This is a genomic window from Lysinibacillus sp. JNUCC-52 (assembly GCF_015999545.1).
In the GTDB taxonomy this organism is placed as follows: domain Bacteria; phylum Bacillota; class Bacilli; order Bacillales_A; family Planococcaceae; genus Lysinibacillus.
Genome location: NZ_CP065546.1, coordinates 3,467,914 through 3,487,878 on the forward strand (window position 1 = coordinate 3,467,914; position 19,965 = coordinate 3,487,878).

At 41.7% G+C, this 19,965-nt stretch carries 16 protein-coding genes, 16 tRNA genes and 3 rRNA genes; 30 read left to right on the forward strand and 5 right to left on the reverse strand.

Features of this window, described 5'->3' with window-relative positions; translation table 11 throughout:
- Positions 1-71: 71 nt before the first annotated feature.
- The 4 genes from bcp (at position 72) to JNUCC52_RS17100 (ending at position 2,651) form a co-directional block, all read left to right on the forward strand.
- Complete coding sequence (gene bcp / locus JNUCC52_RS17085; RefSeq protein WP_337980405.1) at positions 72-548, forward strand: thioredoxin-dependent thiol peroxidase; 477 nt, start codon at positions 72-74, stop codon at positions 546-548.
- Entirely contained in the window at positions 545-1,489 is a 945-nt protein-coding gene (locus JNUCC52_RS17090) for a D-2-hydroxyacid dehydrogenase (RefSeq protein ID WP_337980406.1), read from the forward strand. The genes bcp and JNUCC52_RS17090 overlap by 4 nt, the downstream gene beginning before the upstream one ends.
- 116 nt (positions 1,490-1,605) lie before the next feature.
- Entirely contained in the window at positions 1,606-2,049 is a 444-nt protein-coding gene (gene perR / locus JNUCC52_RS17095) for a peroxide-responsive transcriptional repressor PerR (protein WP_173479551.1), read from the forward strand.
- Between the two features lie 236 nt (positions 2,050-2,285).
- On the forward strand, positions 2,286-2,651 hold the full coding sequence (locus JNUCC52_RS17100; protein ID WP_337980407.1) for a hypothetical protein: 366 nt from the start codon (positions 2,286-2,288) through the stop codon (positions 2,649-2,651).
- Positions 2,652-2,715: 64 nt separating this feature from the next.
- Here the strand turns inward: JNUCC52_RS17100 and JNUCC52_RS17105 are convergent, their stop codons facing one another.
- Positions 2,716-3,069: a YgzB family protein gene (locus JNUCC52_RS17105; RefSeq protein WP_173479549.1), complete on the reverse strand. Its 354-nt coding sequence runs from the start codon at positions 3,067-3,069 to the stop codon at positions 2,716-2,718.
- 149 nt (positions 3,070-3,218) lie between these two features.
- On the opposite strand from JNUCC52_RS17105, the gene JNUCC52_RS17110 reads away from it, so the two are divergent.
- The 23 genes from JNUCC52_RS17110 to JNUCC52_RS17220 all read left to right on the forward strand — a co-directional run bounded on the left by JNUCC52_RS17110 (position 3,219) and on the right by JNUCC52_RS17220 (position 12,854).
- Positions 3,219-4,103 (forward strand): nucleotidyltransferase-like protein, encoded by an 885-nt coding sequence (locus tag JNUCC52_RS17110; protein WP_173479548.1) that lies wholly within the window; start codon positions 3,219-3,221, stop codon positions 4,101-4,103.
- 348 nt (positions 4,104-4,451) lie between these two features.
- Positions 4,452-6,003, forward strand: a 16S ribosomal RNA gene (locus JNUCC52_RS17115).
- Positions 6,004-6,191: 188 nt separating this feature from the next.
- A 23S ribosomal RNA gene (locus tag JNUCC52_RS17120) occupies positions 6,192-9,119 on the forward strand.
- A 116-nt stretch (positions 9,120-9,235) separates the two neighbouring features.
- Positions 9,236-9,351: ribosomal RNA gene (rrf, locus tag JNUCC52_RS17125) — 5S ribosomal RNA — on the forward strand.
- Together the 16S, 23S and 5S rRNA genes with 16 tRNA genes alongside form the textbook arrangement of a ribosomal RNA operon.
- Before the next feature lie 18 nt (positions 9,352-9,369).
- Positions 9,370-9,446 (forward strand) — tRNA-Asn (locus JNUCC52_RS17130).
- Positions 9,447-9,451: 5 nt separating this feature from the next.
- A tRNA-Ser gene (locus JNUCC52_RS17135) sits at positions 9,452-9,543 on the forward strand.
- A 23-nt stretch (positions 9,544-9,566) separates the two neighbouring features.
- Positions 9,567-9,641 (forward strand) — tRNA-Glu (locus JNUCC52_RS17140).
- Between the two features lie 20 nt (positions 9,642-9,661).
- A tRNA-Val gene (locus JNUCC52_RS17145) sits at positions 9,662-9,737 on the forward strand.
- A gap of 25 nt (positions 9,738-9,762) precedes the next feature.
- A tRNA-Met gene (locus JNUCC52_RS17150) sits at positions 9,763-9,837 on the forward strand.
- A gap of 6 nt (positions 9,838-9,843) precedes the next feature.
- Positions 9,844-9,919 (forward strand) — tRNA-Asp (locus JNUCC52_RS17155).
- 19 nt (positions 9,920-9,938) lie between these two features.
- Positions 9,939-10,011, forward strand: a tRNA-Phe gene (locus JNUCC52_RS17160).
- Positions 10,012-10,021: 10 nt separating this feature from the next.
- A tRNA-Thr gene (locus JNUCC52_RS17165) sits at positions 10,022-10,097 on the forward strand.
- A 9-nt stretch (positions 10,098-10,106) separates the two neighbouring features.
- Positions 10,107-10,190: transfer RNA gene (locus tag JNUCC52_RS17170), tRNA-Tyr, on the forward strand.
- Between the two features lie 13 nt (positions 10,191-10,203).
- A tRNA-Trp gene (locus tag JNUCC52_RS17175) sits at positions 10,204-10,277 on the forward strand.
- A 12-nt stretch (positions 10,278-10,289) separates the two neighbouring features.
- Positions 10,290-10,365 (forward strand) — tRNA-His (locus JNUCC52_RS17180).
- Between the two features lie 42 nt (positions 10,366-10,407).
- Positions 10,408-10,483: transfer RNA gene (locus JNUCC52_RS17185), tRNA-His, on the forward strand.
- 4 nt (positions 10,484-10,487) lie between these two features.
- A tRNA-Gln gene (locus JNUCC52_RS17190) sits at positions 10,488-10,562 on the forward strand.
- Positions 10,563-10,567: 5 nt separating this feature from the next.
- Positions 10,568-10,642: transfer RNA gene (locus tag JNUCC52_RS17195), tRNA-Gly, on the forward strand.
- Between the two features lie 7 nt (positions 10,643-10,649).
- A tRNA-Cys gene (locus JNUCC52_RS17200) sits at positions 10,650-10,723 on the forward strand.
- Positions 10,724-10,774: 51 nt separating this feature from the next.
- Positions 10,775-10,855, forward strand: a tRNA-Leu gene (locus tag JNUCC52_RS17205).
- 159 nt (positions 10,856-11,014) lie between these two features.
- Complete coding sequence (locus JNUCC52_RS17210) at positions 11,015-11,200, forward strand: hypothetical protein (protein ID WP_337980408.1); 186 nt, start codon at positions 11,015-11,017, stop codon at positions 11,198-11,200.
- A gap of 1 nt (position 11,201) precedes the next feature.
- Positions 11,202-11,552 carry a VOC family protein gene (locus JNUCC52_RS17215; protein ID WP_139860770.1) on the forward strand — a complete coding sequence of 117 codons (351 nt, stop codon included), beginning with the start codon at positions 11,202-11,204 and terminating at the stop codon, positions 11,550-11,552.
- 213 nt (positions 11,553-11,765) lie between these two features.
- Entirely contained in the window at positions 11,766-12,854 is a 1,089-nt protein-coding gene (locus tag JNUCC52_RS17220; RefSeq protein WP_337980409.1) for an S-layer homology domain-containing protein, read from the forward strand.
- Between the two features lie 37 nt (positions 12,855-12,891).
- On the opposite strand, the gene JNUCC52_RS17225 is transcribed toward JNUCC52_RS17220, so the two are convergent.
- Positions 12,892-13,635, reverse strand: coding sequence for an arylamine N-acetyltransferase family protein (locus tag JNUCC52_RS17225; RefSeq protein WP_337980410.1), 744 nt, complete (start codon positions 13,633-13,635; stop codon positions 12,892-12,894).
- Between the two features lie 197 nt (positions 13,636-13,832).
- On the opposite strand from JNUCC52_RS17225, the gene nagB reads away from it, so the two are divergent.
- Together nagB and JNUCC52_RS17235 are read left to right on the forward strand one after the other, a co-directional pair.
- Complete coding sequence (nagB, locus tag JNUCC52_RS17230; protein WP_173479851.1) at positions 13,833-14,546, forward strand: glucosamine-6-phosphate deaminase; 714 nt, start codon at positions 13,833-13,835, stop codon at positions 14,544-14,546.
- A gap of 100 nt (positions 14,547-14,646) precedes the next feature.
- The gene (locus tag JNUCC52_RS17235; protein ID WP_337980411.1) at positions 14,647-15,549 is read left to right on the forward strand and encodes a S66 peptidase family protein; all 903 of its coding nucleotides are present in this window, start codon (positions 14,647-14,649) and stop codon (positions 15,547-15,549) included.
- 153 nt (positions 15,550-15,702) lie between these two features.
- Here the strand turns inward: JNUCC52_RS17235 and JNUCC52_RS17240 are convergent, their stop codons facing one another.
- The 3 genes from JNUCC52_RS17240 to JNUCC52_RS17250 form a co-directional block, all read right to left on the reverse strand.
- Entirely contained in the window at positions 15,703-17,277 is a 1,575-nt protein-coding gene (locus tag JNUCC52_RS17240) for a catalase (RefSeq protein WP_337980412.1), read from the reverse strand.
- 280 nt (positions 17,278-17,557) lie between these two features.
- Positions 17,558-18,067, reverse strand: coding sequence for a hypothetical protein (locus JNUCC52_RS17245; protein ID WP_173479846.1), 510 nt, complete (start codon positions 18,065-18,067; stop codon positions 17,558-17,560).
- A 14-nt stretch (positions 18,068-18,081) separates the two neighbouring features.
- Positions 18,082-18,771, reverse strand: coding sequence for a B3/B4 domain-containing protein (locus JNUCC52_RS17250; RefSeq protein ID WP_337980413.1), 690 nt, complete (start codon positions 18,769-18,771; stop codon positions 18,082-18,084).
- Positions 18,772-18,830: 59 nt separating this feature from the next.
- On the opposite strand from JNUCC52_RS17250, the gene queG reads away from it, so the two are divergent.
- Complete coding sequence (gene queG, locus JNUCC52_RS17255; RefSeq protein WP_173479845.1) at positions 18,831-19,961, forward strand: tRNA epoxyqueuosine(34) reductase QueG; 1,131 nt, start codon at positions 18,831-18,833, stop codon at positions 19,959-19,961.
- The last annotated feature ends 4 nt before the right edge of the window (positions 19,962-19,965 follow it).

Below are 19,965 nucleotides of genomic sequence, written 5' to 3' on the forward strand. Positions count from 1 at the left end.
AAAGAAAATAAGGGATATGACTTGATTTGTTACTTAGAGTAAAATAAGAAATGCAAAAGGAGGAGATTGTTATGACATTAGTAGAAGGACAGAAAGCACCGAATTTTTCACTTGTTAATGACAAAGGGGAGCATGTGCAATTAGCAGATTTTAGGGGCAAAAATGTCATTTTGTATTTTTATCCGAAAGACATGACACCAGGTTGTACAACAGAAGCATGTGATTTCCGCGATAAGCATGAAGACTTTAGCCAGTTAAATGCTGTTGTATTAGGCGTGAGCCCTGATAATGCACAAAAGCATACAAAATTTATTGATAAGCATGGGCTACCTTTTTCCCTTTTAGTGGATGAGGATCATGCTGTAGCGGAGGCTTATGATGTTTGGGTATTAAAGAAAATGTATGGACGCGAATATATGGGGATTGAACGTTCAACCTTTTTAATTGATACAGCTGGTAATCTTATAAAAGCGTGGCGCAAAGTACGCGTGAAAAATCATATCGAAGAAGTGTACACATATTTAGCAAATCAGGAGGAACATTCATGAGAATTTATTTTACATTTGAACCAAGACCCGATTTACGTGAACCGTTAGTAGAGGAATTTTCACAATGTGATTTCGTTTTTGAAAATGGTTTATCTACGGATGAACTTCAAAAAGCAGATGTACTAGTTACATATGGCGAAGATTTAAATGATGATAATATGCTGTATGCCACGAAACTAAAATGGATTTTCGTTGCTTCCGCAGGAGTAGAAAAAATGCCTGCTCAAGCAATTATTGATCGGGGGATTTTAGTATCTAATGTACGAGGTATTCATAAATCACCTATGGCTGAGTCGATGCTTGCTCATATTTTAGCCATTAAGCGTGCATTACCATGGTTATATGAGCATCAAAAGAAAAAAGAATGGTCGAAGAAAGGAAAGCAAACGGAATTACGAGATAATACAGCCCTTATACTAGGACCTGGAGCGATTGGCTCGGAAGTAGGTCGCTTATTACAAGCATTTGGTGTAACGACAATTGGTTGTAACCGTTCAGGTAAAGCTGCGCCTCATATGGATGAGATGGTAAGTTTCACTCAGCTAACAGAAGCTTTGCCAAAGGCAGATATCGTTATTTCCGTATTGCCAAAAACCGAAGAAACTACGCATTTATTGAAGGAAGAGCATTTTAGTGCAATGAAAAATGAAGCCATTTTCATGAATTTTGGACGCGGAAATTTAGTAGATGAAAAGGTTCTTATTCATGCTATGGAAACAGGTGAAATAGGCTATGCCGTATTAGATGTGTTTGAAAAAGAACCACTTAGTGCAAATAGTCCATTATGGACATGTCCGAATGTCATAGTATCTCCGCATGTTTCAAGTCATTCTTCTCGCTATGTAGAAAGAAGCTTAGCTATTTTTAAGCCGAGTTTGACAAAATGGTTAAATGGCGAGACAGCACTAGAAAATGTCGTGGATTTATCGAGAGGATATTAAAAAGTAATTTAATTTAGCTGATGCATAGGACGAAAGTTGACAGATGTTAGCTTAATTCGATACACTAATTGTAACAATTATAAATTAATAATACTTATGAAAAGGGGTGCATGACGATGTCTATACCGCATTTACAGGATGCACTTGACACGTTAAAAACAACTGGTGTACGCATTACTCCTCAGCGTCATGCTATTTTAGAATATTTAATTCAATCGATGACACATCCAACTGCGGATGAAATTTATAAAGCGCTTGAAGGAAAATTTCCAAATATGAGTGTGGCAACTGTCTACAATAATTTACGTGTTTTCCGTGAAGTAGGATTAGTAAAAGAGCTGACTTATGGGGATGCCTCTAGCCGTTTTGATTTTGTTACAAATGATCACTATCATATGATTTGTGAATGCTGTGGTAAAATTGTCGATTTCCATTACCCAGGTTTAGATGAAATCGAACACTTCGCCTCACAAGTAACAGACTTTGATGTGCATACACACCGTCTAGAGATTTATGGTACGTGTCCAGCGTGTAAAGATGTAGCAGCGAAAGTACAATAAGTTTTCTTGGAGTTTTTACGCAAGCGTATGAATGAATACGATTAAAAAGCAAGTGGGCAATTAGCTCGCTTGCTTTTTATTATGGCGTGCGAGAAATACTCTTAAAACAGACTGGAAATTTTCGATATTAATAATATGGGTGATGACACGAAGGTGAAGGGCTTTTTATTATACTGCGTCGAGGTTGTAGCTTATTAAACAAGTATCTCTTAAAACAATTAATTAGGAGGGATTTAATGAATGTACAATTAGGGAGTAGTAATTACTTTAGTACAGTAAAAAAAGAAGAACGATTGTCTGACAATTTATTTTTAGCAAACAAAAAAAGAAAAGCAACATACGAAATAATAAAAGAGAATGGTTATGTACGTCATATAGTAACGAAGGAAAATGGTGAAAAAGTAATTGTTAGAGAAGTGAAAATTCCAAAACATGAAATACAAGATCAATCCTCTGGTGACATCAACGATATGATTACGCAAAAGTTAGTAGCACAAATGATTAAATCGTTCGATGACAGACAGCACCTGCAAAATTCTTTTAAAACTGGCATAGCTGGTCAAAAGGAAAAACAAATTTCTAAATATAGAGTGAGCATATAATTCGGTTATTGCTATTAATAGTAGTGGTTGTAATACTAAAAAAATTCCTAGCTCTTATATGGGGCTAGGAATTTTTTGCTTTGTTATTATAAGATTGATCAAACTCTTTTCCTTCAAGTGTTGGATCTAGTGTTAATGGTTCGTTACAGTACATGCACATATCGACACGACCTAAAACTTTCGTATGCTTATGGCAATTTGGGCATTCTACTTGAACTGCTCTTGTTGAGAGAAGTCCGATCCAAGCATAGACAACTGTACTACCGATAATACATAGTAAACCAAGCGTCATGAAGATTAAGACAAGGATGGGATTGTTTTTGAAGAATATTCCCCCATACATAACAACAAAGCCGATGAAAATAAGTGCTAATGCAAAAGAACGGATTTTATTAATTTTACTTTTGTAAGGTTTCATACAATATCTTGCCTCCCAATCTAAAATCTACTATAACATATAAGAACAAAGTATTTTAGTTTTGACTAAAAGGCAAAGAAGGAATACTTTCAGAGTATGTCGAAATTTTAACGAAATAAAGTCATATAACAAATAGAGGAGGACTGAACATGGAGCAAGTTTTGCGCCCAATATATCAAGAACGTGCGAGTCAGTCTAATACGTTAGGTGTCATTTTAATGGAGAAGCGTGAGGAACAAAGTAATGTTACTGACACATTCGATACCATATTACTCATTATTGTAAAGGAAGCGGAGCAACCTGTTTTCTCAAAGCATTATTTATATGATGGGAATAAGGTGGCCTTACATACTGTTACAGAAAAATTGTTACGCAAGTGGTTACTAATTGGCTCTAACAAAAAAGTAGTTGATTGGATTTTCTTTGGCAGAGTATTGTTTGATCGTAATGAATTCCTTCATAAATTAAAAATTGAACTACAAGAGTTTCCGTTCAGCGGTAGGAAAATTAAGACGGGTATTCAATTTTCAAAGTTAATTCGACGCTATTTAGAAGGAAAAGAATATTTTGATAAGGGAAGCTATTTAGATGCCTACAATCATGTTGTTGATTCTTTGCATCACTTAGGGCGATTGTCCATTATAGATAGTGGGTTATATCCAGAAGTTACAGTATGGGCGCAAGTGAAAAAGATAGAGCCTGCTATTTATAAGTTATATGAAGAACTTGTTTTGAGCAGTGAGCCAATTGAAAAGCGATTAGAGCTTTTATTTTTAGCAAGTGAGTTTTTAATTCATTCACGAACACAGGATGGAGCTCAACATATATTAGAAGTCATGCAAACAAAAGAGACATGGACGATTCAAGAATTACATGATCATCATGAGCTTGTGAACTATTCTGTAGACTTAGAAGTATTTGTAGAGTATTTAGTGGATAAAGGCTACATACTTATTGAACCTGTCGTTGCAAAAAGCGAAATGATTTTCCATCGACACTATAAGGTGAACAAAGAGTCTATAGAATTTAAATAAGCCATATAGTATGCTAGTAATCGAGGTATAAAAAATACCTCGATATTTTTTCAAAAAAAGTATTGACGATTAATATATTGATATTGTATTATATTAATTGTCGCTAAGACATAACAAAAACACTTAGAAAAACGAGTGAAAAAACTTTATAAAAGTTGTTGACACAAAATGAGTGAGATGTTATTATAAAGAAGTCGCTGAAAAACGACGAACGATATGAACCTTGAAAACTGAACAAGCAAAACGTAATCAATATAGTTTTTAGTAGCTAACTTCGTTAGCGAACAAAACAAAATTTTGGACATCAAAATTGATGCCAGCAAAACAATTTGAGCTAATCAAATTTCTTTTATGGAGAGTTTGATCCTGGCTCAGGACGAACGCTGGCGGCGTGCCTAATACATGCAAGTCGAGCGGACAGATAAGGAGCTTGCTCCTTTGACGTTAGCGGCGGACGGGTGAGTAACACGTGGGCAACCTACCCTATAGTTTGGGATAACTCCGGGAAACCGGGGCTAATACCGAATAATCTTTTGTCTCTCATGAGACAATTCTGAAAGACGGTTTCGGCTGTCGCTATAGGATGGGCCCGCGGCGCATTAGCTAGTTGGTGAGGTAACGGCTCACCAAGGCAACGATGCGTAGCCGACCTGAGAGGGTGATCGGCCACACTGGGACTGAGACACGGCCCAGACTCCTACGGGAGGCAGCAGTAGGGAATCTTCCACAATGGGCGAAAGCCTGATGGAGCAACGCCGCGTGAGTGAAGAAGGATTTCGGTTCGTAAAACTCTGTTGTAAGGGAAGAACAAGTACAGTAGTAACTGGCTGTACCTTGACGGTACCTTATTAGAAAGCCACGGCTAACTACGTGCCAGCAGCCGCGGTAATACGTAGGTGGCAAGCGTTGTCCGGAATTATTGGGCGTAAAGCGCGCGCAGGTGGTTTCTTAAGTCTGATGTGAAAGCCCACGGCTCAACCGTGGAGGGTCATTGGAAACTGGGAGACTTGAGTGCAGAAGAGGATAGTGGAATTCCAAGTGTAGCGGTGAAATGCGTAGAGATTTGGAGGAACACCAGTGGCGAAGGCGACTATCTGGTCTGTAACTGACACTGAGGCGCGAAAGCGTGGGGAGCAAACAGGATTAGATACCCTGGTAGTCCACGCCGTAAACGATGAGTGCTAAGTGTTAGGGGGTTTCCGCCCCTTAGTGCTGCAGCTAACGCATTAAGCACTCCGCCTGGGGAGTACGGTCGCAAGACTGAAACTCAAAGGAATTGACGGGGGCCCGCACAAGCGGTGGAGCATGTGGTTTAATTCGAAGCAACGCGAAGAACCTTACCAGGTCTTGACATCCCGTTGACCACTGTAGAGATATGGTTTTCCCTTCGGGGACAACGGTGACAGGTGGTGCATGGTTGTCGTCAGCTCGTGTCGTGAGATGTTGGGTTAAGTCCCGCAACGAGCGCAACCCTTGATCTTAGTTGCCATCATTTAGTTGGGCACTCTAAGGTGACTGCCGGTGACAAACCGGAGGAAGGTGGGGATGACGTCAAATCATCATGCCCCTTATGACCTGGGCTACACACGTGCTACAATGGACGATACAAACGGTTGCCAACTCGCGAGAGGGAGCTAATCCGATAAAGTCGTTCTCAGTTCGGATTGTAGGCTGCAACTCGCCTACATGAAGCCGGAATCGCTAGTAATCGCGGATCAGCATGCCGCGGTGAATACGTTCCCGGGCCTTGTACACACCGCCCGTCACACCACGAGAGTTTGTAACACCCGAAGTCGGTGAGGTAACCTTTTGGAGCCAGCCGCCGAAGGTGGGATAGATGATTGGGGTGAAGTCGTAACAAGGTAGCCGTATCGGAAGGTGCGGCTGGATCACCTCCTTTCTAAGGATTTTAACGGAATGTTTCGTTTAGGACGAAACAATGATTACGTCTTTGCTGTTCAGTTTTGAAGGTTCATTCTTACGAATGAAATACTTCAAAATTTGTTCTTTGAAAACTGGATAAAACGACATTGAAATTGTAACAAACACATTTATTTTTTAAATTAAGTTTTTTAGGCTTAATAACTAGGTTAAGTTATTAAGGGCGCACGGCGAATGCCTTGGCACTAGGAGCCGAAGAAGGACGGCACTAACACCGATATGCTTCGGGGAGCTGTAAGTGAGCTTTGATCCGGAGATTTCCGAATGGGGGAACCCACTACGTTTAATCGCGTAGTATCTTGACGTGAATACATAGCGTCTTGAAGGCAGACCCAGGGAACTGAAACATCTAAGTACCTGGAGGAAGAGAAAGAAAAATCGATTCCCTGAGTAGCGGCGAGCGAAACGGGAAGAGCCCAAACCAAGAGGCTTGCCTCTTGGGGTTGTAGGACACTCTATACGGAGTTACAAAGGAATGAGTTAGATGAAGCGACTTGGAAAGGTCCGCCAGAGCAGGTAAAAGCCCTGTAGTCGAAAGTTTATTCCCTCCAGAGTGGATCCTGAGTACGGCGGAACACGTGAAATTCCGTCGGAATCCGGGAGGACCATCTCCCAAGGCTAAATACTACCTAGTGACCGATAGTGAACCAGTACCGTGAGGGAAAGGTGAAAAGCACCCCGGAAGGGGAGTGAAAGAGATCCTGAAACCGTGTGCCTACAAGTAGTTAGAGCCCGTTAATGGGTGATAGCGTGCCTTTTGTAGAATGAACCGGCGAGTTACGATTACGTGCGAGGTTAAGCTTTAGAAGGCGGAGCCGCAGCGAAAGCGAGTCTGAATAGGGCGAATTAGTACGTGGTCGTAGACCCGAAACCAGGTGATCTACCCATGTCCAGGGTGAAGGTGAGGTAACACTTACTGGAGGCCCGAACCCACGCACGTTGAAAAGTGCGGGGATGAGGTGTGGGTAGCGGAGAAATTCCAATCGAACTTGGAGATAGCTGGTTCTCTCCGAAATAGCTTTAGGGCTAGCCTCGTGATGAGAATACTGGAGGTAGAGCACTGTTTGGACTAGGGGGCCATCCCGGTTTACCGAATTCAGACAAACTCCGAATGCCAGATATTTATACACGGGAGTCAGACTGCGAGTGATAAGATCCGTAGTCAAAAGGGAAACAGCCCAGACCACCAGCTAAGGTCCCAAAGTAATCGTTAAGTGGAAAAGGATGTGGCGTTGCACAGACAACCAGGATGTTGGCTTAGAAGCAGCCATCATTTAAAGAGTGCGTAATAGCTCACTGGTCGAGTGACGCTGCGCCGAAAATGTATCGGGGCTAAACGATTCACCGAAGCTGTGGATTGACATCTACGATGTCAGTGGTAGGAGAGCGTTCTAAGTGCGTTGAAGTCAGACCGGAAGGACTGGTGGAGCGCTTAGAAGTGAGAATGCCGGTATGAGTAGCGAAAGACGGGTGAGAATCCCGTCCACCGTATGACTAAGGTTTCCTGAGGAAGGCTCGTCCGCTCAGGGTTAGTCGGGACCTAAGCCGAGGCCGATAGGCGTAGGCGATGGACAACAGGTTGATATTCCTGTACCACCTCCTCACCGTTTGAGAAATGGGGGGACGCAGTAGGATAGGGTAAGCGCGCCGTTGGTTGTGCGCGTCCAAGCAGTAAGGCGTGTGTGTAGGCAAATCCGCACACTGTAACGTTGAGCTGTGATGGCGAGTCCGTATGGACGAAGTTCCTGATTTCACACTGCCAAGAAAAGCCTCTATCGAGGTGAGAGGTGCCCGTACCGCAAACCGACACAGGTAGTCGAGGAGAGAATCCTAAGGTGTGCGAGAGAACTCTCGTTAAGGAACTCGGCAAAATGACCCCGTAACTTCGGGAGAAGGGGTGCTCTTGAGCGTGCAAGCGCACGAGAGCCGCAGTGAATAGGCCCAGGCGACTGTTTAGCAAAAACACAGGTCTCTGCAAAACCGTAAGGTGACGTATAGGGGCTGACGCCTGCCCGGTGCTGGAAGGTTAAGAGGAGTGGTTAGCGCAAGCGAAGCTGCGAATTGAAGCCCCAGTAAACGGCGGCCGTAACTATAACGGTCCTAAGGTAGCGAAATTCCTTGTCGGGTAAGTTCCGACCCGCACGAAAGGCGTAACGATCTGGGCACTGTCTCAACGAGAGACTCGGTGAAATTATAGTACCTGTGAAGATGCAGGTTACCCGCGACAGGACGGAAAGACCCCGTGGAGCTTTACTGTAGCCTGATATTGAATTTTGGTACAACTTGTACAGGATAGGTAGGAGCCAGAGATCTCGGAGCGCCAGCTTCGAAGGAGGCGTCGGTGGGATACTACCCTGGTTGTATTGAAATTCTAACCCATGCCCCTTAGCGGGGCAGGAGACAGTGTCAGGCGGACAGTTTGACTGGGGCGGTCGCCTCCTAAAAGGTAACGGAGGCGCCCAAAGGTTCCCTCAGAATGGTTGGAAATCATTCGTAGAGTGTAAAGGCACAAGGGAGCTTGACTGCGAGACCTACAAGTCGAGCAGGGTCGAAAGACGGGCTTAGTGATCCGGTGGTTCCGCATGGAAGGGCCATCGCTCAACGGATAAAAGCTACCCCGGGGATAACAGGCTTATCTCCCCCAAGAGTCCACATCGACGGGGAGGTTTGGCACCTCGATGTCGGCTCATCGCATCCTGGGGCTGTAGTCGGTCCCAAGGGTTGGGCTGTTCGCCCATTAAAGCGGTACGCGAGCTGGGTTCAGAACGTCGTGAGACAGTTCGGTCCCTATCCGTCGTGGGCGTAGGAAATTTGAGAGGAGCTGTCCTTAGTACGAGAGGACCGGGATGGACACACCGCTGGTGTACCAGTTGTCTTGCCAAAGGCATCGCTGGGTAGCTATGTGTGGACGGGATAAGTGCTGAAAGCATCTAAGCATGAAGCCCCCCTCAAGATGAGATTTCCCATTACGCAAGTAAGTAAGATCCCTCAAAGACGATGAGGTAGATAGGTTCGAGGTGGAAGTGTGGTGACACATGGAGCTGACGAATACTAATCGATCGAGGACTTAACCAAAAAAGTTTGTAACATTCAATGAACCGTTTATCCAGTTTTGAAAGAATAAAAAAGTATTTCTTAGATACTTGTAATTATAATACTATATGTTATAATAGGTAATGTCTTTCAAATAGTCTAGTGATGATGGCAAAGAGGTCACACCCGTTCCCATACCGAACACGGAAGTTAAGCTCTTTAGCGCCGATGGTAGTTGGGGGCTTCCCCCTGTGAGAGTAGGACGTCGCTAGGCTATACATAATAAAATCATTCCGAAGTAGCTCAGTTGGTAGTAGCACCTGACTGTTAATCAGGTTGTCGCAGGTTCGAGTCCTGCCTTCGGAGCCATTCTTGGAGAGTTGTCCGAGTGGCCGAAGGAGCACGATTGGAAATCGTGTAGGCGGTTAACACTGTCTCAAGGGTTCAAATCCCTTACTCTCCGCCAGCACTTACGATTCCAATTAGTAAGGCCCCTTGGTCAAGCGGTTAAGACACCGCCCTTTCACGGCGGTAACACGGGTTCGAATCCCGTAGGGGTCACCATTTATAACGAATACCCAGATGGAGGATTAGCTCAGCTGGGAGAGCATCTGCCTTACAAGCAGAGGGTCGGCGGTTCGAGCCCGTCATCCTCCACCATTTTATAAAATTAAATTAGTATTGTCGCGGGGTGGAGCAGTGGTAGCTCGTCGGGCTCATAACCCGAAGGTCACAGGTTCAAATCCTGTCTCCGCAACCAAATAAAGGTCCCGTGGTGTAGCGGTTAACATGCCTGCCTGTCACGCAGGAGATCGCCGGTTCGATCCCGGTCGGGACCGCCATTTTTCAAATAATAAATATGGGTCAGTAGCTCAGTTGGTAGAGCATTAGATTGAAGCTCTAAGTGTCGGCGGTTCGATTCCGTCCTGACCCATCGTTTTTTTGCCGGTTTAGCTCAGCAGGTAGAGCAACTGACTTGTAATCAGTAGGTCGTGGGTTCGATTCCTATAGCCGGCACCATGTTTTCCTGGAGGGGTAGCGAAGTGGCTAAACGCGGCGGACTGTAAATCCGCTCCTTAGGGTTCGGCGGTTCGAATCCGTCCCCCTCCACCAGTTTTTATTTAATAGGGGCATAGTTCAACGGTAGAATAGAGGTCTCCAAAACCTTTGGTGTGGGTTCGATTCCTACTGCCCCTGCCAATTAATTTTATGGCGGTTGTGGCGAAGTGGTTAACGCACCGGATTGTGGTTCCGGCATTCGTGGGTTCGATTCCCATCAGTCGCCCCATTAATATAAAATTAAAATTAAAATTAAAACTATAAAGCAATGGCGATTGTGGCGAAGTGGTTAACGCACCGGATTGTGGTTCCGGCATTCGTGGGTTCGATTCCCATCAGTCGCCCCATTGTTGGGGTATAGCCAAGCGGTAAGGCAACGGATTTTGATTCCGTCATGCCCTGGTTCGAATCCAGGTACCCCAGCCATTTATGCGGAAGTAGTTCAGTGGTAGAACACCACCTTGCCAAGGTGGGGGTCGCGAGTTCGAACCTCGTCTTCCGCTCCAATAATATGGCGGCATAGCCAAGTGGTAAGGCACAGGTCTGCAACACCTTTATCACCGGTTCAAATCCGGTTGCCGCCTCCATATTTTTTTCTTAATCGGATACTCCGATTTTTTTTATCTCTAAAGTATTATGCCGGTGTGGCGGAATTGGCAGACGCGCACGACTCAAAATCGTGTTCCTTTGGAGTGTCGGTTCGACCCCGACCACCGGTATCCAAAGTGAATTTAAAAGACTTCAACAACTTTGTTGAGGTCTTTTTTGTTTTTAAATAATGGCAGATTACAAGCGCAAAGTAATAGGTATTTGATATAATAAAGTTTGTATATTCAGAATTATTATATTTTTAGATGTTAGGTTTGGAGGTAATACTTATGAAAAATAAACTATTATCATTTTTACTACTCTTAGCAGCTATTTTTTTATTTCTAGATGCCTTTACAAATATATTTAGCGATTATGCAATGGTTAAAAAAATAGTTGCTATCGTGCTTATTTGTTTAGCAGGTACTTTCATCTATTTTTCTTTAATTTTTACAAGTGAAAAAAGGGGGAGATGAATTGGGTCGAGTAATAGGGTTTGAACTAAATAGTCAAGATCCTGAAAAAGCAGCGAATTTTTATTCTAAAGTTTTTGCATGGGAAATTGCGGAGCCTCGTTGGGATTACTGGGCTGTCACAACAGGTGCCAGCGAGCAAAATGGTATTGACGGTGGAATTGGTAAAGGTCCAAGCGATTATCCACATGGAGTACGTGTGCAAATTGAAGTAGATTCGATTGATGACTCTATTGCGAAAGCTATGGAGAATGGGGCTACTATTGTCCGAGAAAAAATGGAATTTAATGATTTTTTTCTTGCCTATTTAGTAGACCCTACTGGACTAGGTTTTGGTTTAATTCAAAATAAGTAAAATGAATAAGCTTTAACGCCTCTGCAAAGTTGCAGGGGGTTTTTTATTTTACAAGAGTTATGAAGTCTATTAGAAGTGTAAGCGTATTTTGAAACGGGTATGGAATGATTAGTGTTAATTGCAAGAAAACTATTAAAAATATCTTTTTAGTTAATATTTATTTTACTTGATGAATAGGATAACAAGGATGGGAGTAAATATAGGGGGAATAGCATGAAGAAAATAAGTAGGATCTTAATTGTAGTTGTGATTTTTGGGTTATTACAGATTCAGCCAGTATACGCAGCTAGTTTTAAAGATGTGTCATCTGATAATACGTTAAGTACCGAAATAGATTACTTAGTTGAGCGGGGGATTATTAAAGGTTATCCTAATGGCACTTTCAAACCAAATGACTATGTAACTAGGGCACAGGTAGCTGTCATGTTAACTCGTGCGGTAGGGTTGAAAACGACGAATGTTAAAAATCCAAAGTATCAAGATGTGCCGACTTCACATATCTATTATAAAGAAATCGCTGCTACCCAAAATGCGGGGATATTTGAGGCAACGAAAAAATTTAATCCGAATGGGACGCTGACGAGAGCAGATATGGCTGTTGTTTTGCAACGTGCATTTAAATTAAAGGGAGCGAGCCCTTATTATTTTACAGACGTTACAGAGAAGACGCCAGGCTATAAGGAAATATTAGCGGTAGCGAATAATAATATTACGAGCGGTTATCAGGATGGTTCATTTAAACCAAAATTGCCGTTAACACGTGCGCATTTTTCAGCATTTGTTGCACGTGCCATGACCCTTTCAAAGCCGAATTTACAAAAGGATCCTGCATATAAATACACTTATGCATTTTACTCACCAGATGATGGCTTACGATACACATTAAATTATCAATACAGCCATAATGATAATAAAAACGATGTTTGGTCAATTGCTAATACAACGAATAATAAGCAGTTTAATGATGAGTTATTATATTATGATGGCTCTGTATATGCACAAGCAATTGCTCAGGAATATAGCTCACATTACGACTTTTATATAGGGCTACCTCTTAGAATTGGTGTAATAGTTCACGAAGACGATGAAGGTCCAGTTAACGGCAATCGTATAACAGTTCAAACGACGGATGGAACGGTTCGAGCAGGTGGTGTTAATTATAAAAATGTAGCTGTATTAGAAGAAAGTTTTAAATATATTGATGTAGTGAAAACCTATTATTTTGTAGACGGTATTGGTTTAGTCAAGGAACTGCACAATGGCGAAGTAGTATATGAGTTGCTAAAACGAACAGCAAATTAAAAGCGTAAAAGGATGCATCCAACAATGCATCCTTTTTTTAAGTGATCGATATATGAAAATAACGTTCAAGTGCTTGTTGCCACTCTTTCTCAGTGTGGGTTGTATACGTAGTTAATGAGTGCCCTTCATATATACGGAATTCATTATTGAACATAGTATGTCGACCTGAAGAAGTGCGAATCATTGCGATTTTATTTTTTTGTTGAGAAAGTCGTGGGGCAAAATTAGCATCATTATCATTATCTGTGAAGTTATAAAGTAGGCGCCAATTGTGTGGTGTTTGCTCATAAAGCATCCATCCGTACGTGTCATCCCATTCAATTTTATATAGCTCTTTCCCTTCTCGATGTTCATGGTGAGCAATTAATGGAACTGGTTTACAAGGGGCTAGTGCACCTACTCCAACGTCCGAGATATAAGGTACGCCGTCAAATTGGACGAGAAGTAGCTGATGCATAGGAACTTCTTCAAGTGGTGTATCCGCATCCATATTGCGCCAAAATTGTGCATAGCGATTCGTTACAGAAAAACCGAGCTCACGAAGTAACCAGCTATATAAAATATTTAGCTCGAAGCAATTGCCTCCGCGTTGTTGAACGATAATTTTTTGAAAAAGATCAGGAATAGCAAAGGAGATGCCACGTTTCAAGGCAACGTCTATATTTTCATAAGGTATCGTATGTAGATGTTTTGTTTGTAATTGACCAAGTAGTTTTATAGACGGCTCTATAGATCCTTGAAATTGAAGATAATTTAAATATTGTTGTATTTGAGAATTCATAAAATCGCCTCACTTCCTTACTATTTAACATAACCGAAATAGCAATAGAATACACGTAAAAAAATTGATAAAGAAAATAATAGAAATGCAGCTAAATAACTTGTAAAATTAATATATTCACTACTAGATAGTAATGAATTTCCCATTTTTAGTTAAAAATAACGATTCTAAAGGTAGGTATATAAATGACGAATGCAATAAAGTGGATAGAAGTAAATTCTTACGATGAAATGAGTGAGGTAGCTGCACATATTTTTACTGAGCAACTACAAGCAAAACCAGCAAGCATTTTAGGACTAGCAACAGGTGGTTCACCAGTTGGAATGTATAAAGAATTAGTGAAGCATCAACAAGCTGGTAATATTTCCTTTAAGGAAGTTACAACATTTAATCTTGATGAATATGTAGGTATAGAACAAACTAGCCCTGCAAGTTACTGGACGTTTATGCATGAGAATTTATTTAATCATGTAGATATCAATGAGGAAAATATACATTTACCAAATGGTAAGGCAGAAGATTTGGCCGCTGAATGTGTAGCATACGATGCACGGATTGCAGAGGCTGGTGGAATTGATTTACAGCTGCTTGGTATTGGGGTAAATGGACATATTGGCTTTAATGAGCCTGGTACATCATTTGATTCGCTTACAAACATTGTAGAACTTACAGAATCAACTAGAACTGAAAATGCCATTTATTTTGATCGTCCAGAAGAAGTACCTACACATGCGATTACAATGGGTATTCAATCTATTATGAATGCAAAGGCAATTGTTTTAATTGCATTTGGGGAAAAGAAGCTAGAAGCTATTGAAAAGCTACGAAGTGGGGAAGTGACAGAAGCGTTCCCAGCTAGCAGATTATTAAATCATCCGAATGTTACTGTGATTTATGGTGGTACAAAATAAAAAACAAAGCGTAGACTTCATTTTGTAGTCTACGCTTTTTAATTTTAGTCTGATAAATGATGCGTATGCTAGAATGAGAGATAGAATTGGAGGGGGTAGTGTGATAAGTACAGTTGCACATTTAGAAAAAGGCGATACAGTTGGACTAGTATGTTTGTCCAGTGTTATGGAGCCAGAAAAATTAGGGGATGCATTAGCGTTTCTAGATGAGTTAGGCCTCCGCTATAAAATAGGGGACACGATTACGGCAAAGCATGACTACTTAGCAGGTAGTGATGATGTGAGACTTGCTGATTTTCATGCAATGGTTCAAGACCCTGAGGTGAAGGCAATTTTTTGTGTAAAAGGTGGATATGGCTCTGCTCGTATTGCTAGCAAAATTGATTATGAGCTATTAGCGGAAAATCCAAAAATTTTCTGGGGCTTCTCTGATCTTACTTATTTGCATTGTGCAATAAATGAATATGCAAATATCGTAACCTTCCATGGACCAATGCTAAAGGCTGCAAATAAAATGGATGAGTTATCGAAAAAAATGTTTTTACAGCTATTTTCTCCAATGGAAATACAGTATACAGAAAGTATTTCTCCATTAACAACGATTGCACCTGGGATAGCACGTGGACCTATTATTGGTGGTAATTTACGTCGCCTTGTCAGCACCTTGGGCACAAAATTTGAGGTTCGTACTGAAGGTAGAATTTTATTGATCGAAGACATTGGAGAAACGATTCCACGGATTGATTCGATGCTACAGCAGTTAAAGCAAGCAAGAAAGCTAGAACAATTAGCAGGTGTCGTTATTGGCTCATTTACGCAAACAGAAGCAAGTGACGATGGTCTGCTATTGTTAATGAAAGAGTATTTTAGCGACTTAGGGATACCAGTCGTCGCAGGTTTTAAAATCGGGCATGAAACAACGAATATTGCCATTCCATTAGGTGTCGAAGCCATTTTAGATGCACAGGAAAAAGTGCTCCGTCTTTTACCTGGTGTTTATTAAAATTGTTTGAGTGCCTGTCACTTTAATTTCAAAAGAAAGACGCAACCATCGCTAATGCGTGCTGGTTGCGTCTCACATTTTGTGTGTTCCCACAGGTGTCTAAATGAATCATTTTTGTTCTGAAAATTCAAAATTGTTTGAGTGCCTGACACTTTAATATGGTTCGGCATCGTGCCCTTTGTCGACAGCCTCTTTCGGTGCATTATCACCGTCAATATTACCGAGAGGCTTTGCAGAAGATGCATTTGTTTGCGCCATTTGTAAGCCTTCATTTAATAAGCGTCCGTATTCTTCATCGGCCTCAGAAGCTAATGCAATCATCGCCTCTTGAATAGCGGTATTACAAGTCGATAAATCTCTGATTAAGTTTTCCAGCAGTTCATCTCGTTCCCATTGCTCAAAATTACGATAGGTTTCACCTGCTTGTTTCGTATTGCTTTGGCGATCAATAGATTCTCGAACAAGATTTCCTTCAATAAATGGTGTATATTCCTTGGCCGTTTGAGCGGCTTCTTTTAAGCCATTTAACATCGATGGCTCGTAGTTAATATGTGGATTTTGTCCAGGTGCTAAATCACGTTTATACATCATTTGCCCACCACTCTGATTGGTTGCTACTCGCTTCTTAGGCGCATTAATAGGAAGTTGTAAATAGTTGGCACCAACTCGGTGACGCTGCGTATCAGAATAAGAGAAGGTACGCCCTTGGAGCATTTTATCGTCTGAGAAATCCAAGCCATCGACAAGGACACCCGTACCGAAAGTAGCTTGTTCGACCTCAGCAAAGTAGTCTTCAGGGTTTTTATTTAATACCATTTTTCCTACTGGATACCAAGGGAACTTGTCATTAGGCCAAAGTTTCGTATCATCCAGTGGGTCAAAATCAAGCTCGGGATGAGGACCGTCCTCCATAATTTGCACGTTTAACTCCCATTCAGGATAATCACCACGTTTAATAGCATCGTATAAATCTTGTGTAGCATGGTTGAAATTTTTCTGTTGGATTTCTTCTGCTTCTTTTTGTGTTAAGTTTTTAATGCCTTGTATTGGCTCCCAGTGGTACTTAACGAGAACAGCTTTACCCTCACTATTAACCCATTTATACGTGTTAACACCAGAGCCTTGCATCATCCGATAATTGGCCGGAATGCCCCAAGGTGAATACACAAAGGTTACCATATGGAAGGATTCTGGAGAACTTGCGCAGAAATCAAAGAAACGCTCAACATCTTGAATATTTGTAATCGGGTCGGGCTTAAACGCATGAATCATATCAGGGAATTTCATAGCATCACGAATAAAGAAAATTTTTAAGTTGTTACCAACCAAATCCCAGTTTCCATCTTCCGTATAAAATTTTACTGCAAAGCCTCGCGGATCGCGTAAAGTTTCTGGAGAATGCCCTCCATGGATAACTGTAGAGAAGCGGACGAAAACGGGTGTTTGTTTGCCTTTATCCTGAAAAACTTTTGCTCTTGTATACTTAGAAATGGGGTCATTACCGACAACGCCGTATGTTTCAAAGTAGCCATGTGCTCCTGCTCCACGAGCATGTACGACACGCTCAGGTACTCTCTCACGGTCAAAGTGACTTATTTTTTCAAGGAAATCATAGTTTTCAAGCGTCGCTGGCCCTCGATTTCCAACAGTTCGTAAATTTTGATTGTTTGTAATCGGGTGGCCTTGGCGATTTGTTAATGTATCATCTTTTTCATGAGAATGGTTCATTACGATTGCTCCTTCCAATTGTACTAAGCAAAGTTTGTCCAAGTGATTGGCAAAATAGACATAAAAAAACTCTCCTACACACAAGGTGCAAGAGAGCTTACGGATGGCGTTTTTTTAATGATTATATGCTCGAGTTTTGTTATGCCTTTGCCAATGGTTGGTTATAGGTCATCGGTCATAAAGTAACAGGTCACATGTTATTGGTTTATTCTAGTTGTCTACCTAAGTAGTTTTGAAAAAACAGCCATCCGACTCGGTTTGGAGTCTCACCGCCCCGAGCTTAGAAGTAGCGAGAATCGTCGAATTGTATTTCAACACTATAGTTTTTGGCATTAATTAAATTAGAGAGCTTATGTGCTTCTTTCTCAAGTTGAAGAGAACGTTCACGGTATGCATCAGGTTCGTACATAGCAATATCATAGAGCATTGTACTTTCGCCATAACCCATGCGTACACTTTCTTTCTCATGTGTGCCAAAATGTTTACATAGTTCTGCTTCCGCGCGAAGCTGTGAAGCCAATTCGATTGCCTCTACAAGTGCGAGCTTCTCGCCCTTAAAGTCTACCGTATTTTTAATATTCGCTTCATAGACAAGACGATCTAATGTCCGTATATCAAGACGTACTTGAGCTAGCTCACTTTCAACAACAGTCATGGGACGATTGCTCGTTTTAGGTGCTTGTCCTTTTTCAACAGTCACAAAGGCACTACGGTGTAACTCACTAATAAGTTCCTGAACCTTTTTGGCTAAAATGCTTTTAAGTTTAACTGCTTCTGCAAGATTAATCAAGAAAACACGTCCTTTTATAGAGTAGTAGATGGTGTTGTAGTCGTTAAAAGGGCAATTTGATAGTCTCCACCATGAATTTGGTTGAACATTTTACCAGCAGACGCAAGAAGCTTTTGCGCATCCTCAGTTGAAAGAGAGGGGCGAAGATAGAAAATATGTAGCGCTTCCGTTGTCGCCTCGGAGACCGCCGTACGTTTTGAATCGACGAAAGGTGAACCAAATGGTCCCACCTCATCACGGCTAAACATTATATTATTCAACGTATTAAAGCGTCCATTTAAGCCTTCATAGCTGGTTTCTTCATTGCCAAGTGCAATTTCAACGTTACCTTTGAGATGAGCTAAATCATAGATGCCAACGGGAATTTCATATTGAAGAGAGAAAAAATTATTTACATCTACACCTGAATGAAACGGTGTTAAATAATTTTGCTTACTAACTCTGCGCATTAAGCTTTCCGCTGAGTGACGATAACGGTTCGGATCTGCGCCAAGCTTTTTCCAAAGTTGTCGCCATTCTGCAATGCCTGAGCGCTCTGTTACAGGTTGTTCCTGCATTTCTAAATAGAGGTTTTCTTGATACAATTGCAGGCGACCTTTAATCATTTGGGGCGATTCTGCTACGACAATTTTGGTATAATGAATAATGCCGATTTTCAGCTCTGGAAGTTGCGTTAACAACGATGGATTAAGTGATACTTCCATAAAAAATCACCTACTTTATTTATTTTAATTATTATATCATGTAAGGAGTTGGAAATAAAATGAACATACATGAACTGCAACGAGAATTTGTGGCGTATGCAATGTCCATTGGCGTTGATAAAATAGGTTTCACAACGGCAGCTCCCTTTACAGAATTAAAGAATAGACTGCGTCGTCAACAAGAGCTCGGTTTCCAATCAGGCTTTGAAGAAAGTGATATTGAAAAACGAACGGAACCCCTTCGATTGTTAGACAGTGCAGAAAGTATAGTCGCTATAGCGGTCGCCTATCCTTCGCGGATGAAAGATGCACCTATTGGTAAAAAGGGCGCTCGACGCGGCATATTTTGCAGAGCTTCTTGGGGCATCGATTATCATACTGCATTACGAGAGCGTTTAACATTACTAAAAGCTTGGCTGGAAGAACGAGTACACAATGTGCGCATTGAGTCGATGGTAGATACAGGTGCGCTTTCAGATAGGGCAGTAGCAGAGCGTGCAGGTATAGGTTGGAGCGGGAAAAACTGTTCAATTATTACTCCAGAGTTTGGCTCATACGTGTATTTGGGAGAATTAGTGACAAATATCCCTTTTGCGCCAGACAAGCCAATGGAAGATGAATGTGGAGATTGTCGTTTATGCTTGGATGTTTGTCCAACAGGTGCGCTAATCGAAGGTGGGCAGCTAAATTCACAGCGTTGCATTGCCTTTTTAACACAAACAAAAGGGTATCTTCCAGACGAATTCCGCTCACATATAGGGAACCGCTTATATGGCTGTGATACTTGCCAAACCGTTTGTCCAAAAAATAAAGGGAAAATCAATTGGATACATGAGGAATTTAAACCTGATCCAGAGCTTGCAAAGCCTTTACTAACACCCCTTTTAACAATTTCCAATCGGGAGTTCAAAGAAAAGTTTGGACATGTATCGGGCTCATGGCGTGGTAAAAAGCCAATTCAACGCAATGCTATTTTAGCGTTAGCCCATTTTAAAGAGGAAGCGGCAGTACCTGATTTAGTTGGGCTTCTGGAAAAAGATGAACGACCAGTGATCCGTGGAACGGCAGCATGGGCATTAGGCAAGATTGGCGGGGAGCAAGCAGAAATAGCATTACTTGCTGCAAAGAAAAAGGAACAAGACGAGGAAGTCCTCGTTGAGATAAACAAAGGATTACAATTTTTTAGTTAAGGAA